Here is a 14723-nt window from a genome sequence, read left to right as displayed (position 1 = left end):
GGCATATTTCTTCGGTACTTTATCTAACTGGATCTGAAGACCTGCTGCCAGCTCGCCGATAGCAACGGATACACCACCGGCACCAAAGTCATTGCATTTCTTAATCAGGCTTGAAACTTCCGGACGTCTGAACAGACGCTGAAGCTTTCTCTCTGTCGGCGCATTACCTTTCTGAACTTCCGCACCGCAGGTGTCGATGGACTGAGAGTTATGAGCCTTTGAGGAACCAGTTGCACCGCCGCAGCCGTCACGGCCTGTACGTCCGCCAAGAAGAATAATAATATCTCCCGGATCAGAAGTCTCTCTGATAACATTGCTTCTAGGAGCCGCTGCCATCACCGCACCGATCTCCATACGTTTTGCCACATAATCCGGATGATAGATCTCATTGACAAGACCTGTGGCCAGACCAATCTGATTACCATAGGAGCTGTAGCCGCTGGCTGCACCTGTCACCAGTTTTCTCTGAGGCAGCTTGCCTTCCAGAGTCTTCTCCATTGGTACAGTAGGGTCTGCCGCACCTGTCACACGCATGGCCTGGTAAACATAAGTACGTCCTGACAGTGGGTCACGGATCGCACCACCGAGGCAGGTAGCTGCACCACCGAAAGGCTCGATTTCTGTTGGATGATTATGTGTCTCATTCTTGAAGTTAATGAGCCACTCTTCTGTCTTTCCGTCAATCTCAACAGGAACAATAATACTGCAGGCATTGATCTCGTCTGTCTCTTCCTGATCATCTAACTTGCCGTCTTTCTTCAGTTTTCTCATAGCCATCAGGGCAATATCCATCAGGGACACATATTTATCCTTTCGTCCTGCAAAGATTTCTGCACGATGAGCCTGATACATATCATAAGCAGCCTGCATTGTTTCCTTGTAATCGCCATCCTCAAATGTGACATTCTTCAATTCGGTCTGGAATGTGGTATGACGGCAATGATCAGACCAGTATGTATCCAGCACTCGAATCTCTGTCATAGATGGATCACGACTCTCTTCTGCTGCAAAATGTTCCTGAATGAACTGGAAATCCTTGAATGTCATGGCCAGTCCCAGAGAATCATAAAGTGCCTTTAATTCTGCTTCCGGCATGGTTCTGAAACCATCAAAAATCTTCACATCTGCCGGTTCTTCATATTCTGTCACCAGTGTTTCAGGCTTATCTGCATTGTTCTCTCTGGAATCTACAGGGTTGATACAGAAATTTTTGATATGTGCCAGTTCCTCCTCAGAACATGTGCCTTTAATCACATAGGTTGTTGCGGAACGGATCACCGGTTCTTCATTTTCATTCAAAAGCTTGACACACTGTTCAGCAGAATCGGCTCTCTGATCAAACTGTCCAGGCAGTGCCTCAACAGAAAAAGCATTTTCTCCTTCCTGCATCGGAAATGTTTCTTCATATAATACATCAACCGGAGGCTCGGAAAAAATCGTAATCTTGGCCTCCTCATAAGTTTTGTCGGAAATATTTTCAATGTCATAACGAATGAGTACACGAACACCAGTTACTGTGCGGATACCAAGGTAATCACGGATATTCTCAAACAAATCCTTGGCTGCTACGGCATAAGCCGGTTTCTTCTCCACATATATTCTTCTAACGCTGCTCATAATGACCTCCCTTAATTCGGCATGGTATCTTAATTTACCTTTTTACTATATCACAAATATTTTTATTAATAAAATTAATATATTTAAATTCATTTATGACTTCCGCTAATGAGCAAATCTGCATAAAAACGAACATACTGCTTATCCTATCTATAAAGAGCACTCATCATTTTATAAGGAGATGTAATAATTATGGCAAAAAAATCCATTACCAGGCATAATGAAAAATGCGATCACCTGGATTATCTGAAAACAAGTGCTTCCGACACGGAATGCACCGGCGTTGTTTACACCGGACCCCTGAATGATGTAGAACTGGATAATATTAACGATGTCTATGCCTTTGAGCCGGAACCGGCGAAAAAAAGAGAAGTCTGAGAAAATTTTTATATCCCCAAAAAGCTTTCTATGCTACAATTCTTTTATAGAAAGCTTTTTTATTTAGAGTTTTTTTACAATCATTAATACCGCTATCCGGGTAACCCTTTAAAAACGTGAAGCGTCTTTCATTCTCTTTCATATTCCCTCAGGAGGTTCTTATGCTGAAAAACTATTCTATTCCAATCATTATGTGGCTGGTTTTTGAAAGTATTGCCGTCATTCTCTGGCAGGCACTTGACAATATCTTTTATCTTTTTAATTTTTCATACATAGGCACATCCATTGCCATCGGACTTTTTCTCTTTGCCCGCAAACAGAAATATGCCCGCCATGTCATTCAGTTTGCCGTTGGGCTTTATATGCTGGGCTATCTCGGCTTTCTTCAGCATGAGAACATGCAGATTGAAGGTTTTTGGTATTATCTGTTCCTGGGTGTTTTTGAAGCCGCCACCATCCACTATGCCGTGGCCAAAATCTTTGGCCCATTTATCTTCGGACGAGGCTGGTGCGGCTATGCCTGCTGGACAGCTATGATCCTTGATTTACTGCCTTTTAAAACGCCCGCATCTTCCCGCAGAAAATGGGGATTCATCCGCTATATTGTTTTTCTCGGTTCCCTGATTTTTGTCAGCAGCCTTTTTCTGCTTCATGTCCAAAACATTGAACAAATTATGTGGTACAGTTTTCTCATCGGCAATCTTATATACTATGTTGTTGGCATTGCACTGGCTTTTATCTGCAAAGACAACCGGGCTTTCTGCAAATATATCTGCCCTGTCACCGTCTTTCTGAAACCGGCCAGCCGTTTTGCCCTTTTCCATATCAAACTGGACCCGGATAAATGTATCAGCTGCAAAAAATGCGAAAAAAACTGCCCGATGAATGTTGAAATTCTCAACATCACCGAGCAGCGCAAAAACCGTTCCGAATGTATTCTCTGTATGCAGTGCGTGGACGAGTGTCCGAAAGGTGCTTTAAAACTGTAGCCTTATTTATGCAATCGCCGTATCACCTTAAACACCACCGTGTTCTCCAGTACCAGCGGTTCATTGTGGGCAAAGAAGACGATACCGTCCGTAGGTGCCACGATCTGCATGGTGACATCTCCTTCATAATGTAAAATAATGATCTGTAATATCACTGGAAAAAGTCTGGCTTGTGCGATAGACAAACTTCAGTATCTTCATCAAAACCCTTCTTCCAGTAAATGATTAATACAACTGACCGCCTCAAATCGGATTATTTTTTCACCACTATCCGCATTGATAATATCCAAAAGCCTCTGCATCGTTTCCTCTTTATATTTAAGGTGACTGCGCATCAGACGATTGCCAAGCTTCATATACTCTTTCATTTTCTTATCATACGACATTGAAAAAGCGAAAATAAAGATCCAGTCGTTCCAGATAACGGCCTACTTTGATCACTTTACCCATTTTTTTCCTCTGTCAATTCCAATTTTTATATCTGCCCTTCGTATTGCCAAAATCATTTGACACGTTCACAGTTATCATTTACTTTCTACGCATTTTATGGTATATTTTAATTATTCTTACTAATAAATAAAACAGTATTTATTTATAACTGCTGTTGACCGGAGGAACTATGGATATCAATTACGAACTTTATAAAGTTTTCTATTATGTTGCCAAAACACTCAGCTTCTCAGATGCTTCCAAGCGCCTGTTTATCTCACAGTCTGCAGTCAGTCAGTCAATCAAGGCGCTGGAGAAGAAACTGAATCAGCATCTTTTTATTCGAAGCACCAAGCGTGTCAAACTGACGCCGGAAGGCGAGGTTCTCTTCAAGCACATCGAGCCTGCCGTGAATCTGATCATGCGCGGTGAGAACCAGATTCTGGATGCTAATGCGCTAAACGGTGGTCAGCTGCGTATCGGTGCCAGTGACACCATCTGCCGTTATTACCTGGTTCCTTATCTTCAGGCTTTCCATGAGCATTTCCCGAATGTCCATATCAAAGTCACGAACGGTACCTCCGGCAAGTGCGTGGATTTTCTTGAAAACGGTCAGGTGGATCTCATTGTTACCAACTATCCGAATCCCCGAATGAATACCGTAGGCAATATCCGCAAAGTCAAGGATTTCAAGGATGTCTTCATTGCCAACAGGAACTTTGAACATCTGAAGAATCATCCTCTGAACTTTGAAGAATTGCTGCAGTATCCGATTCTGATGTTGGACAAGAGCAGTATGACCAGCGAATTTCTTCACAACATCTGCCAACAGCGCCAGTTGGATCTGGTACCCGAAGTCGAACTCAGCAGCAACGATCTGCTGATCGACCTTGCCCGTATCGGCCTTGGCATTGCGTTCATTCCTGACTTCTGCCTGCCTGATAACGACCCTGACCTTTTCAAACTGACCATGTCTGAGGTCTTTCCATCCCGTCAGCTTGTTGTCGGCTACAATGATAAGCTGCCAATATCCGAAGCTGTGAAGTATTTTATTGAAAGTCTGAACGCGGATAAATAATACAACACTAAACAAAGTGTGCGCTTGACGCACACTTTCGCGCGTAAGCGGATAGCACAACTATATATTCCTCTCCGCGAACTGCGCTTTCTGGCACGCAGTGCCTTTTTATGTAATAGGAAATTCCAACAGAATTTCCTATTACATAAAAAAGCTGCTGCTCTGCGGTTTCCCGTAAAGCAGCAGCTTTATCTATATACGTATATACGGTTGCATTCACTGCGACTACTCTGCGCCGTTGAATAACTCATTGAACTCCTGTTCATCGAGCATCTCATCGAAGTAATCTGATACAAGCTCAAACTCATCATCGTCCTCGATCGTCTCAAGATTCACCTCATCATCTCCCAGTTCTTCGAACCGATACAGGAAGATCTGTGCATCCTCTTCCACATGGCCTTCGTCATTCATTGGCAGAAGTGCGATATACTCTCTGTTATTCACCGGAAAAACATTCAAAACGATACATTCCAGCTTTCCGCCGTCATCCAGATCAAGTGTCATTGTATCTCTGTCTTTAAACTCAGAGTCTTTTGGTTGTCCCATTTAATTACTTACCTCATTTCATAAAAATGTTCCGCTGTCCGAAAGTCAGAATCTTCTCCTTCTAAACAGTCTGAAAACAATCAATCAGTTCCTTAACTTTATAACATACTTCCTGTATTTTTTCAATACTAAGACTGTATTTTTAACAATTGATTTGCCAGACAAAATTGAATATCCAGTTTCTTTTCCTGTCGTATTTTGTCGAACCGGATAACAATCGCTTTATCCGTCACTTCCTTGATCACACCGGCGCCATATGTCTGATGCTGCACGCGCATACCCGGTTTGACCGCATCTCTGTCCACAAGAATCTCTCCAACAAAACGTGACATCACCATTGGCCGTCCATAACGCTCTTTCAAAAAGAAAATATGCAGTCTGGACTTTGCACGGGTCATAGCCACATAAAACATCCGGCGCTCTTCTTCAATATCTGCATCCAGAAGGGCTTTATGATGCGGCGTCACTGTCTCATTGGCATCCACGATAAAAACAATCTGATACTCCAATCCCTTGGAATGATGCATTGTTGCCAGAGCCACGCCATCCGTCTTCTCTTCGCGCTGTTTTCTGGTCTGCTTTCGCAGTTGTTCTGTATATTCTTCAATATGTCCAAACCATTCCTCATACGTCGCATAATTCCTGGCACTATCCTGAAGTTCATCCAGCAACTCAATTAAATCCTGTCCGTCCATCTTCCGTTCTTCGGCATACTTCTCAAGAAATTCATCATATCCAATCCCATGCCGTATGTAATTAATGGCTGCAAAGGGCTGCATCTGCGTCAACATATGCACATCATAAGCAAACTTCGACAAACGCTCCTGCATCCATGGCTTATCCTTATACTGCTCCAGCAGCACATCAAAAGCCACCTGACGCTCACCCAACATCTGTCTGCTCACATAACGGTTCGGCCGATTGATAATCCTCAGATAATGACTTCTGGCCGTACTTCCGAGAGCAATCTGGATATAAGCCATAATATCCTGGGTTACCCAGTGCTGATAGATATTCGGCATGGCATCCTGCATTTTAAATGGAATATTATACTCCATCATCTTCTCCAACAGCATTCTGGCCTGGGTATTGGTTCGAAACAGCACCGCCATCGCATGATACGGAATCCCCTGATCATGGTAATCACGGATTTCACGGATAACCGCCGCATTCTCATCAGCCGGTCCCTGGAAAACACGGATATCCACCGGTTCCTCCTCCGGCCGCACAGCCCGGATCTGCTTGTCAAAACGCTGTTTGTTATTCTTGATCACGCATCCCGCCCCGCGTACGATAGCTGCCTGACTGCGGTAATTGACAGAAAGGAAAACCTTCTTCACATCCGAAAAATCTTTCTCAAAGTTCAGCATGATCTCAGGCCTGGCCCCCCTGAATCCATAAATAGACTGGTCATCATCCCCCACAATAAAAATATTGTTCTGCGGCAATGCCAGCATCCGGATCAGCTTGTACTGCAGCAAGTTAATGTCCTGAAACTCATCGATCAGGATATATTGAAACTTATGCTGCCAGGCTGCAAGAATATCCTTTCGCTGGGTAAAAAGTTCCCAAGTATAAACCAACATGTCCTCAAAATCAATCAGACGGCTATTCTCCATCCTCTGAACATACTGTTTATAAATATCTCTGAACACGGATGTTGCACAGCTGGTGGCATAATAATGCTCAATATCCATCACGCTTCCTTTAACAAGTCCAATCTCACTGAGCACATCATTGACAAACTCACTGACATTATCCGGTTCTACAGGCATATCTTCAATGATCTCCCGGATCAGCTGCTGTTTCTGCTCCTCACGAATGATATTGGATGCCGTATAGTTATAAGCATGTTTCAGCACCGAAAAGAAAATTGCATGAAAAGTACCGAAACTCACTGGCATCGTCCTGCCGTCCATCAGAGAAACAAAACGCTGCCGCATTTCATCTGCGGCAGCTTTTGTAAAGGTCACAACCAGTATGCCCGCCGGATGGACACCGGCATGCTCAATCAGCCATTTCACACGATGGGTGATGACCATGGTCTTGCCCGAACCCGGTCCGGCAAGTACCATCATCGGCCCCTTATCATGGCAGACTGCCTGAAGCTGAGACTTATTTAACTCCATAAAGCCTCCTATGCTTCCTGGCTTAATCTGTCGATGGCTGTCTGAATTCTTGCAAGAGATTCTTCCTTGCCAAGTACTTCCATCAGTTCAGTTGCACCACCAGGTGTCATCTGCTTGCCGGATAAAGCCACACGGATCGGCCACATAACAAAACCTACCTTCTTCTCTTTATCCTTTGCATACTGACCCAGCAGTTCAAACAGCGCATCATTGCTGTAGTCTTCCTGTTTCTCCAGTAAAGGCTGCACCTCCTTCAGCACTTCCAGAGAATTCTCAAGATTTGTCTTATTCTTCTTGTGTACGTACATATTGATATCATAATCCGGTACCTGTTCGATAAAATCGATCTGATCCTTGATATCTGCCCAGATCTCGATACGTGTCTTGATCATAGATGCCAGCTTCTCAAAGTTCACATCCCTTGAAACAACTTCCTTCATATGCGGCAGTGCCATCTCATAGAACTTGTCAAAATCCATCTTCTTCAGATACTCACCATTCATCCAGCGAAGTTTTGTCATATCAAAAACAGCCGGGGTCTTACTCATATGATGATAATCAAATTCCTTCACCAGTTCATCCAGTGTAAAGAATTCATTGTTGTCCTCAGGACTCCATCCGAGAAGTGCCACAAAGTTAATAACCGACTCTGTCAGAAATCCCTGGTCAATAAGATCTTCATAGGAAGCATGACCACTTCTCTTACTGAGCTTCTTGTGTTCCTCATTGGTGATCAGCGGACAATGCACATAAACCGGTACTTCCCATCCGAATGCATCATACAGACGATTGTACTTCGGAGAAGAAGAAAGATATTCATTACCTCTGACAACATGTGTAATGCCCATCAAATGGTCATCCACAACATTCGCAAAGTTGTATGTAGGAAAACCATCGGACTTGATCAGGATCATATCATCCAATTCTGCATTCGGCACGGTGATATCGCCATAAATCTCATCATGGAAAGTAGTTGTGCCTTCAACAGGATTGTTCTGTCTGATAACATAAGGTACACCTGCTGCCAGCTTGGCTTCAACTTCTTCCTTGCTCAGATGCAGACAATGCTTGTCATAGTGAAAAATCTCTTTGCCATTCACGGTTGTATGCAGCGTTGCAAGGCGCTCTTCATCGCAGAAGCAGTAATAAGCTTCGCCCTTGTCAATCAGTTTCTTCGCATACTCAAGATAAATGCCCTGCGCCTGTCTCTCACTCTGAACATAAGGGCCTACGCCGCCATCCTTATCCGGGCCTTCATCATGGATCAGACCTGTGCTGGCCAGTGTACGATAAATGATATCTACCGCACCTTCCATCTCTCTCTCCTGGTCTGTATCTTCTATTCTTAATAAAAACTGTCCGCCCTCATGCTTCGCGATCAGATACGCATATAATGCTGTTCTTAAGTTGCCCACATGCATTCTTCCTGTCGGACTTGGAGCAAATCTTGTTCTTACTGTCTTACCCATAACTTCGTCTCTCCTTTATTCACTATGGCCGCCGAAGCGGCCGTTATCTTTTACACGGATGCATCACCGTCATGTAATTTCGGTGAATTTTGCTCGTTGATCCAGCTTATAATATAATATCCTATTCTTCGTCTGTAATCAAGGTCAAATCTCTATGCAAATTGCTGTTTTTCACCCATTCATCCTGATGAGTCACTCTCCCTCACAAGGAGCTTCCGGAAGGCCTGCCACTGACGTCAATATACTGACAATTCCTGCCACAATAGCAGAAGACAAAACCATCCGCCAGTCAATAGCTGACAAAACTGTACTGGTTCCCATAACCGCCACTGCTGTCTGCGCCATTGTTTTAACAGCTCGAATGCCAGCATTGACCATCCACTTTCTTGTATTCACAGAATCTTTAAATACACAATTTTTAAGCATCCATTTTCCCTCCTGTCATATTATTATGGAAGAGAAATCCGTTGGTTACAAAATAGAACCAATTGTGCACTTTAGCTTACTATTGACGCGAAAAAGCGGTTTCCATATGGAAACCGCTTCTATGCAGTTGACGGGACTTGAACCCGTACCCAGTTAACCCAGACTAGATCCTTAGTCTAGCGCGTATGCCAATTCCGCCACAACTGCGTTTGATATTGCCTAAATAATATAACATATATTTATTTTTTTGTCAAAGGTTTTTTAAATAAAATTTTTTCTATATTTATTCTATTCACCTTCTATTTAAAAAGCGGCTTCCATATGGAAACCGCTTTCATGCAGTTGACGGGACTTGAACCCGTACCCAGTTAACCCAGACTAGATCCTTAGTCTAGCGCGTATGCCAATTCCGCCACAACTGCGTTTTAGATAATCGCAAGCGTCTGTGCCGCTCACAAATAATATCATATCATTTGTTTCATCTTCTGTCAACAATATTTTTCGTATTTTTTTAAATTTTTTAAATTGTATATTGTTTTTACAAAACATTCCCTTTGGGTACTTACTGAACGTTATTTCTCATTAATACCGATGACTTATCTTTGACATATCTTTTGCCATCACCTATAATATAAGAAGCAAAAAAAGAATTGGAGATTTCCCATGCCTAAAAAGAAAGATTTTATCCTGATCGGCGTTTTACTCGTTATTGCCCTGATCGGCCTGGGTGTGACACAGTTTCTTCAGCATCAGACCGGAGCATCCGTCACCATCACAATTGGCGGTGAGATCTACGGCACTTATCCCCTGGATCAGTCCCGTACCATTGAGATCAATGACGCTAAAGGCTACAACAAAGTGGTCATTGAGAATGGCAGCGTCCACATGGCGGATGCCGATTGTCCGGATCAATACTGTGTCCAGCACGCAGCCATTCATGCCGGCCATGAAACGATCATCTGTCTGCCTCATGAGCTGGTGGTTGAGATTACCGGCGGCGAAGTATCTGACGTCGATGTTGTGACACAATAAGGAGTTTTTCATTATGACAAAAAAACTGACTATTTCAGCACTTCTGGTTGCATTGGCAATGATTCTCAGCTATGTAGAAGTACTGATTCCATTTAACTTCGGCATTCCCGGCATCAAGCTCGGACTGGCCAATCTGGTGGTCGTTGTGGCCCTGTATCTGCTGAATGCCAGACAGGCACTGATGATTTCCGTTGTACGTATTCTGCTTGTATCCTTTACATTCGGCAATATGGCCGCTCTGCTCTACAGTATCACCGGGGGACTTCTGAGTTTCGCAGTGATGGTTCTCTGCCGCAGGATCAAAGGTCTCTCCACGATGAGTGTCAGTGTTGCCGGCGGCATCAGCCACAACATTGGCCAGATTCTGGTGGCTGTATTCGTTGTCAAGAACCTGAATCTGCTTTTCTATCTCCCGGTACTTATGATCGCCGGCATCATTACAGGTTTGCTTATCGGCCTTGTGGCCGGTCTGATCATTCCTTCTGTCAGAAAGGCACTGCAACTTTAATCATTAAGCGCACAAAAGCTTCATATATCAGGTGTTCGTTCCCCGATATATGAAGCTTTTTGTCGTATATGCACTTAGCTTATGATGCATTGCTGCATAAAACGCCTCCATGCTAATCCTCTTTCTTTCCCTGAACAAGATATGTCGTCTTTCCTGCTGTAAAAGACTGTTCAAAATCTTCCTCTTCCGACAAACTGATCAAAATATCATCAATCATCATATCGCCGTCCGCATCCACATCGAAGGGAATATCAAGTCCGTACAGATAATCTGAAACCGCATTCATCTCATCATGATAGGCAGAGGAATCAATATCTCCGATCACAAAAGTCTCCTTCTTCTCTTTACTGCCCTTTTCCTGAACATGAATTTCTACTTTATACATCACTGCTCCTCCTGTTTTCTTAATCATTCGTTTTTTATATGCCTAGTATATCATGATTCGCACCTTTGGTGCTTGACGCTGCATACGCAGCTATCATGATCGCCATTCGCCGCTCGCGATGAACAAGCATTGCTTGCTCCCGCTCGCTAACGCTCATTATATCATGTTTGATAAAAATTTACAGCACTTTGAAATCAATATTTGACATTATTGGTACAGTTTACTATAATAATAGGTGGAAAACATATATTAAATATATGAAGGGAGACTTAATTATGACACTCGACGAAATTAAAGTAGTTGGTATTGCTGGTGCAGGTACAATGGGCGCTTCCATGGCTCAGATTTTCGCACAGTATGGTTACACAGTTATCATTTATGATGCATTTGAAGCAGGTCTTGAAAGAGGTAAACATCTTGTAGAGATCAACCAGGCAAGCTTAGTTGAAGCTGGTGATATCACAGCAGAGCAGTCTGCTGAGATCAAGACAAAGCTCAGCTTTACAGGCGATATCAATGGTCTTAAAGACTGCGATATCATCGTTGAATCCGTTCTTGAAAGACTTGACGTTAAACAGGATTTCTGGGTAAAGGCAGAAGCTGTTGTATCCCCTGACTGTATCCTTGCTACTAACACATCCGGTCTTTCTATCAACAAGATTTTCGCTAACTGCAAAGATAAGACAAGAGCTTGCGGTATGCATTGGTTCAACCCACCTCACATCGTTCCTCTGATCGAAGTTATCAACAACGATGAGACAAAGCAGGAAATCGCTGATACAGTTTACCAGCTGTCCTTAAAGATTGGCAAGAAACCTATCTACGTTAAGAAAGATGCTCTTGGCTTCATCGGCAACAGAATTCAGGCTGCTATCCTTCGTGAAGCTGTTTACATCGTTGAACAGGGTATCGGTGACTACAAAGACGTTGATGGCGCTATGAAGTACGGCCTTGGCTTCCGTTATGCCTGCCTTGGACCTTGCGAAGTTGTTGACCAGGGTGGTCTTGATGTTCATCATCACATCGCTACATATCTTTGGGAAGACCTTTCAGACGCTAAGTATCCATCAGGTGAATTCGAAGCAATTTACCAGGCTGGCAACTACGGTGTTAAGACAGGCAAAGGCTTCTATGATTACAGCGGTGACAAGGCTGATAAGGCTATCGAAGCTCGTGACGCTATGTACCTTGCAATGGCTAAATGCAACCCAACAGGTGTTGGTGAAGCACACGGCTACGAGAACTAATATTTCGAGTTTATAGATTATTTGATCTATAAGATATAGTTAATCTCTGGAACTCCCGGAGGAAATGCCCGTTGGCATTCCTCTGAGAGTTCTTTTTCTATGTTTTCACTCTATCTGATTTTCGCTGCCTGTTTCAACACATACATTTTCTGGGTAACTTCTGTCTTTTGAAAATAAAGAGCATCCCGACATCTATCGGAATGCTCTTCTATCGTATTCTTAATTCTGATTAAGCAAGTTTAGCCTTTGCTGTTTCACATAATGCTGTGAAAGCTGCTGCATCGCTAATAGCCATTTCAGAAAGCATCTTTCTGTTGACTTCAACACCTGCAAGCTTAAGACCATGCATCAGTTTGCTGTAAGATAAACCGTTCATTCTTGCAGCTGCGTTGATTCTTGCGATCCAAAGCTGTCTGAACTGACGTTTTCTCTGTTTTCTGCCTGCATAAGAACTTGTTAAAGCTCTCATTACGGACTGTTTTGCTACTCTATACTGTTTAGATCTGGCACCTCTGTAACCTTTAGCCAGTTTTAAAACTCTGTTATGTTTCTTCTTAGCGTTTAAGCCGCCTTTAATTCTTGCCATTTTGTCGTTCCTCCGTTTCTATTACAGGTAAGGTAAAATCTTCTTCATTACCTTTGCGTTAGTTGAATCTGTCATAGCTGCATGTCTGAGATTTCTCTTTCTCTTTGCAGATTTCTTTGTTAAGATGTGGCTCTTATAAGCTTTCATTCTCTTTAACTGACCAGTACCTGTTTTTTTGAAACGCTTTGCAGCTGCTCTACTTGTTTTTACCTTTGGCATTTTAATGTCCTCCTTAATATGAAAATGGTCTAATTACGTTTTTCAACTAAAAACATAACCATGCTCTTACCTTCCAGCTTGGCAGGTTTATCAATTACCGCAATGTCTGATAACTTCTGAGCAAAATCTTCCAGAATCGTCTTGCCGACTGCTGTATGGGCCAGCTCTCGTCCTCTGAAACGAACAGCAACTTTGACCTTATTGCCGCCTGATACAAACTTTCTTGCCTGATTCACCTTTGTATTCAGGTCATTCGTATCGATGTTCGGTGACAAACGAATCTCTTTCACTTCGATGGTCTTCTGTTTCTTGCGTGCTTCCTTCTCTCTGCGCGCCTGCTCATATCTGTACTTGCCGTAGTCGATAATCTTGCATACAGGTGGTTTGGCTGTCGGAGCGATCTTCACCAGATCCAGATTCGCCTCTCTGGCTAATTTCATTGCATCTCTGGCTGACATGATACCTAACTGTTCGCCGTCTTCCCCAATCAGTCGGATCTCCCGATCTCTGATCTGCTCATTAATCATTAATTCGCTAATAATTGACACCTCCATGTCTCATGACTTTTATTCATAACATTAAACTGAAAATGGTGAGCAGAAAACTACTCACCATTTAAGACACGTAATGTGTAAAATACTTAAATATGAACCCAAGTCATCTGAAATGCTAAGGTGAGAGTGAGTACTCTGCTTTCTCGTACGGATGTTGTGTTTATCACACAACTTCATATATTCTACCACCTTTACATTTCAATGTCAATAGACTTTTTGGAATTTTGATTTGATGTTGTATAAATAAAGTTGACACCTTATTCTCAAAGAATTCATGTATAATAAAGAGAATAAGGAGGAACTCTCAATGTCACGTACCCAACGTAAATACGACCACGAATATAAGATCCAGGCTGTCAAACTTGCAAGAGAAATCGGCGGTGCTAAGGCAGCCAAAGAATTAGGTATTCCAGAAGGAACCATCCATACATGGCTGAAAGCAGTTAGAGCCGGCACATTGGATATTGGCGACGGTGCACATACTCCAGAAAGTGCAATGAGCCTCGCTGAGGAACTTGCTATGCTCCGCAAACGCGTTAAGGATCAAGATAAAGAAATCCGGCGTCTGAAAGAGGAAAATGAATTTCTCGAGGAAGCAAGTGCTTTTTTCGCAGCCAGCCGTCGGAAGTCAGCAAGAACCAAAGAATGATCTTCATTGCCATAAAAACGGAAGACGGCGCGATTAAGGGAAAACTCTCATTCTATTGCCGGATGCTTGGTGTCAGCCGCCAGGGGTTCTACAAATATCTTGCTCATAAAGACCGGCCCTGGAAATATCAGGATCTCGCTGATGCTATAAGAGCAATCAATACTGAGGATGAATACAATGATACATATGGGCGTATTCGCATGTATCAGGCACTTCTCCTTAAGAAACCGGAAGGACTCAAGATTCCTAGTGAGCGAACCGTCTACAGGGTCATGGATGAAATAGGCCTTAGTCATCGACCAAAACGTAAGCCGAATGGTATTACCAAGGCGGATCGGGAAGCTCGTAAGTCAGATGATCTTCTGAAGCGAGATTTCAAATCCGATAAGCCACTTGAAAAATGTGTAACTGACATTACCGAAATCAAGGCTAAAGATGGAAAATTATATGTTTCAGCTATCTTTGACTGTTTTGATTCCAGT

General features: G+C 43.0%; 19 protein-coding genes and 2 tRNA genes. 8 read left to right on the top strand and 13 right to left on the bottom strand.

The annotated features are described in order from the left end of the window. Nucleotides 1–1617: AIR synthase-related protein (locus WMO25_RS06270; RefSeq protein WP_349084633.1), on the bottom strand; the 1617-nt coding region annotated here is incomplete at its 3' end. 192 nt (nucleotides 1618–1809) lie between these two features. On the opposite strand from WMO25_RS06270, the gene WMO25_RS06265 reads away from it, so the two are divergent. Both WMO25_RS06265 and WMO25_RS06260 read left to right on the top strand, forming a co-directional pair. Further along, on the top strand, nucleotides 1810–1995 hold the full coding sequence (locus tag WMO25_RS06265; RefSeq protein WP_015515393.1) for a hypothetical protein: 186 nt from the start codon (nucleotides 1810–1812) through the stop codon (nucleotides 1993–1995). Nucleotides 1996–2156: 161 nt separating this feature from the next. Then, nucleotides 2157–2984, top strand: a complete 828-nt coding sequence (locus WMO25_RS06260; RefSeq protein ID WP_349084631.1) for a 4Fe-4S binding protein — start codon at nucleotides 2157–2159, stop codon at nucleotides 2982–2984. Between the two features lie 2 nt (nucleotides 2985–2986). Here WMO25_RS06260 and WMO25_RS06255 read toward each other — a convergent pair whose 3' ends face one another. Together WMO25_RS06255 and WMO25_RS06250 are read right to left on the bottom strand one after the other, a co-directional pair. Beyond that, nucleotides 2987–3169: a hypothetical protein gene (locus WMO25_RS06255; RefSeq protein ID WP_349084629.1), complete on the bottom strand. Its 183-nt coding sequence runs from the start codon at nucleotides 3167–3169 to the stop codon at nucleotides 2987–2989. A gap of 15 nt (nucleotides 3170–3184) precedes the next feature. Beyond that, on the bottom strand, nucleotides 3185–3370 hold the full coding sequence (locus tag WMO25_RS06250; RefSeq protein WP_349084628.1) for a hypothetical protein: 186 nt from the start codon (nucleotides 3368–3370) through the stop codon (nucleotides 3185–3187). A 233-nt stretch (nucleotides 3371–3603) separates the two neighbouring features. Between WMO25_RS06250 and WMO25_RS06245 the strand changes: the two genes are divergently transcribed. Continuing rightward, nucleotides 3604–4491, top strand: a complete 888-nt coding sequence (locus WMO25_RS06245) for a LysR family transcriptional regulator (protein WP_349084627.1) — start codon at nucleotides 3604–3606, stop codon at nucleotides 4489–4491. A 225-nt stretch (nucleotides 4492–4716) separates the two neighbouring features. On the opposite strand, the gene WMO25_RS06240 is transcribed toward WMO25_RS06245, so the two are convergent. From WMO25_RS06240 to WMO25_RS06215, 6 genes are all read right to left on the bottom strand, one after another. Then, nucleotides 4717–5037, bottom strand: a complete 321-nt coding sequence (locus tag WMO25_RS06240; RefSeq protein WP_015515390.1) for a DUF1292 domain-containing protein — start codon at nucleotides 5035–5037, stop codon at nucleotides 4717–4719. A gap of 128 nt (nucleotides 5038–5165) precedes the next feature. After that, nucleotides 5166–7166 carry an ATP-dependent helicase gene (locus WMO25_RS06235; RefSeq protein ID WP_349084626.1) on the bottom strand — a complete coding sequence of 667 codons (2001 nt, stop codon included), beginning with the start codon at nucleotides 7164–7166 and terminating at the stop codon, nucleotides 5166–5168. A gap of 8 nt (nucleotides 7167–7174) precedes the next feature. After that, nucleotides 7175–8635 carry a glutamate--tRNA ligase gene (gene gltX / locus WMO25_RS06230; RefSeq protein WP_349084625.1) on the bottom strand — a complete coding sequence of 487 codons (1461 nt, stop codon included), beginning with the start codon at nucleotides 8633–8635 and terminating at the stop codon, nucleotides 7175–7177. Between the two features lie 192 nt (nucleotides 8636–8827). Further along, nucleotides 8828–9061 carry a holin gene (locus WMO25_RS06225; protein ID WP_270514293.1) on the bottom strand — a complete coding sequence of 78 codons (234 nt, stop codon included), beginning with the start codon at nucleotides 9059–9061 and terminating at the stop codon, nucleotides 8828–8830. A gap of 122 nt (nucleotides 9062–9183) precedes the next feature. Further along, nucleotides 9184–9268 (bottom strand) — tRNA-Leu (locus WMO25_RS06220). A 130-nt stretch (nucleotides 9269–9398) separates the two neighbouring features. Continuing rightward, nucleotides 9399–9483: transfer RNA gene (locus tag WMO25_RS06215), tRNA-Leu, on the bottom strand. 241 nt (nucleotides 9484–9724) lie between these two features. On the opposite strand from WMO25_RS06215, the gene WMO25_RS06210 reads away from it, so the two are divergent. Further along, nucleotides 9725–10093: a NusG domain II-containing protein gene (locus WMO25_RS06210; protein ID WP_215691044.1), complete on the top strand. Its 369-nt coding sequence runs from the start codon at nucleotides 9725–9727 to the stop codon at nucleotides 10091–10093. Between the two features lie 13 nt (nucleotides 10094–10106). Continuing rightward, nucleotides 10107–10601, top strand: coding sequence for a Gx transporter family protein (locus tag WMO25_RS06205; RefSeq protein WP_117529108.1), 495 nt, complete (start codon nucleotides 10107–10109; stop codon nucleotides 10599–10601). A 112-nt stretch (nucleotides 10602–10713) separates the two neighbouring features. Here the strand turns inward: WMO25_RS06205 and WMO25_RS06200 are convergent, their stop codons facing one another. Further along, complete coding sequence (locus WMO25_RS06200; RefSeq protein WP_117538599.1) at nucleotides 10714–10986, bottom strand: hypothetical protein; 273 nt, start codon at nucleotides 10984–10986, stop codon at nucleotides 10714–10716. A gap of 275 nt (nucleotides 10987–11261) precedes the next feature. Between WMO25_RS06200 and WMO25_RS06195 the strand changes: the two genes are divergently transcribed. Then, a complete protein-coding gene (locus tag WMO25_RS06195) occupies nucleotides 11262–12233 on the top strand; it encodes a 3-hydroxyacyl-CoA dehydrogenase family protein (RefSeq protein WP_117538600.1) in 972 nt (323 codons plus the stop codon). A 229-nt stretch (nucleotides 12234–12462) separates the two neighbouring features. On the opposite strand, the gene rplT is transcribed toward WMO25_RS06195, so the two are convergent. The 3 genes from rplT to infC are packed head-to-tail and all read right to left on the bottom strand — an operon-like array spanning nucleotide 12463 to nucleotide 13565. After that, complete coding sequence (rplT, locus tag WMO25_RS06190) at nucleotides 12463–12819, bottom strand: 50S ribosomal protein L20 (RefSeq protein ID WP_015515382.1); 357 nt, start codon at nucleotides 12817–12819, stop codon at nucleotides 12463–12465. Nucleotides 12820–12840: 21 nt separating this feature from the next. Continuing rightward, entirely contained in the window at nucleotides 12841–13038 is a 198-nt protein-coding gene (gene rpmI / locus WMO25_RS06185; RefSeq protein WP_015515381.1) for a 50S ribosomal protein L35, read from the bottom strand. Between the two features lie 29 nt (nucleotides 13039–13067). After that, nucleotides 13068–13565, bottom strand: coding sequence for a translation initiation factor IF-3 (infC, locus tag WMO25_RS06180; RefSeq protein WP_015515380.1), 498 nt, complete (start codon nucleotides 13563–13565; stop codon nucleotides 13068–13070). A gap of 334 nt (nucleotides 13566–13899) precedes the next feature. On the opposite strand from infC, the gene WMO25_RS06175 reads away from it, so the two are divergent. Further along, the gene (locus tag WMO25_RS06175; protein WP_118648886.1) at nucleotides 13900–14241 is read left to right on the top strand and encodes a transposase; all 342 of its coding nucleotides are present in this window, start codon (nucleotides 13900–13902) and stop codon (nucleotides 14239–14241) included. Then, the coding region (locus WMO25_RS06170; protein WP_494337431.1) for a transposase family protein at nucleotides 14238–14723 on the top strand (486 nt) is incomplete at its 3' end. The genes WMO25_RS06175 and WMO25_RS06170, both read left to right, overlap by 4 nt.

Source organism: Coprococcus intestinihominis, assembly GCF_040096555.1.
GTDB lineage: Bacteria > Bacillota > Clostridia > Lachnospirales > Lachnospiraceae > Coprococcus_A > Coprococcus_A intestinihominis.
Note: the sequence above shows the minus strand (reverse complement) of the source record. Positions and strands in the feature narration are given on the sequence as shown.

What these genes read in the sequence shown, in the direction of transcription:
- WMO25_RS06265 (WP_015515393.1), top strand. Translation starts at nt 1,810, where the DNA reads ATGGCAAAAAAATCCATTACCAGGCATAATGAAAAATGCGATCACCTG.
- WMO25_RS06260 (WP_349084631.1), top strand. Translation starts at nt 2,157, where the DNA reads ATGCTGAAAAACTATTCTATTCCAATCATTATGTGGCTGGTTTTTGAA.
- WMO25_RS06250 (WP_349084628.1), bottom strand. Translation starts at nt 3,370, where the DNA reads ATGTCGTATGATAAGAAAATGAAAGAGTATATGAAGCTTGGCAATCGT.
- WMO25_RS06245 (WP_349084627.1), top strand. Translation starts at nt 3,604, where the DNA reads ATGGATATCAATTACGAACTTTATAAAGTTTTCTATTATGTTGCCAAA.
- WMO25_RS06240 (WP_015515390.1), bottom strand. Translation starts at nt 5,037, where the DNA reads ATGGGACAACCAAAAGACTCTGAGTTTAAAGACAGAGATACAATGACA.
- WMO25_RS06235 (WP_349084626.1), bottom strand. Translation starts at nt 7,166, where the DNA reads ATGGAGTTAAATAAGTCTCAGCTTCAGGCAGTCTGCCATGATAAGGGG.
- gltX (WP_349084625.1), bottom strand. Translation starts at nt 8,635, where the DNA reads ATGGGTAAGACAGTAAGAACAAGATTTGCTCCAAGTCCGACAGGAAGA.
- WMO25_RS06225 (WP_270514293.1), bottom strand. Translation starts at nt 9,061, where the DNA reads ATGCTTAAAAATTGTGTATTTAAAGATTCTGTGAATACAAGAAAGTGG.
- WMO25_RS06210 (WP_215691044.1), top strand. Translation starts at nt 9,725, where the DNA reads ATGCCTAAAAAGAAAGATTTTATCCTGATCGGCGTTTTACTCGTTATT.
- WMO25_RS06205 (WP_117529108.1), top strand. Translation starts at nt 10,107, where the DNA reads ATGACAAAAAAACTGACTATTTCAGCACTTCTGGTTGCATTGGCAATG.
- WMO25_RS06200 (WP_117538599.1), bottom strand. Translation starts at nt 10,986, where the DNA reads ATGTATAAAGTAGAAATTCATGTTCAGGAAAAGGGCAGTAAAGAGAAG.
- WMO25_RS06195 (WP_117538600.1), top strand. Translation starts at nt 11,262, where the DNA reads ATGACACTCGACGAAATTAAAGTAGTTGGTATTGCTGGTGCAGGTACA.
- rplT (WP_015515382.1), bottom strand. Translation starts at nt 12,819, where the DNA reads ATGGCAAGAATTAAAGGCGGCTTAAACGCTAAGAAGAAACATAACAGA.
- rpmI (WP_015515381.1), bottom strand. Translation starts at nt 13,038, where the DNA reads ATGCCAAAGGTAAAAACAAGTAGAGCAGCTGCAAAGCGTTTCAAAAAA.
- infC (WP_015515380.1), bottom strand. Translation starts at nt 13,565, where the DNA reads ATGATTAATGAGCAGATCAGAGATCGGGAGATCCGACTGATTGGGGAA.
- WMO25_RS06175 (WP_118648886.1), top strand. Translation starts at nt 13,900, where the DNA reads ATGTCACGTACCCAACGTAAATACGACCACGAATATAAGATCCAGGCT.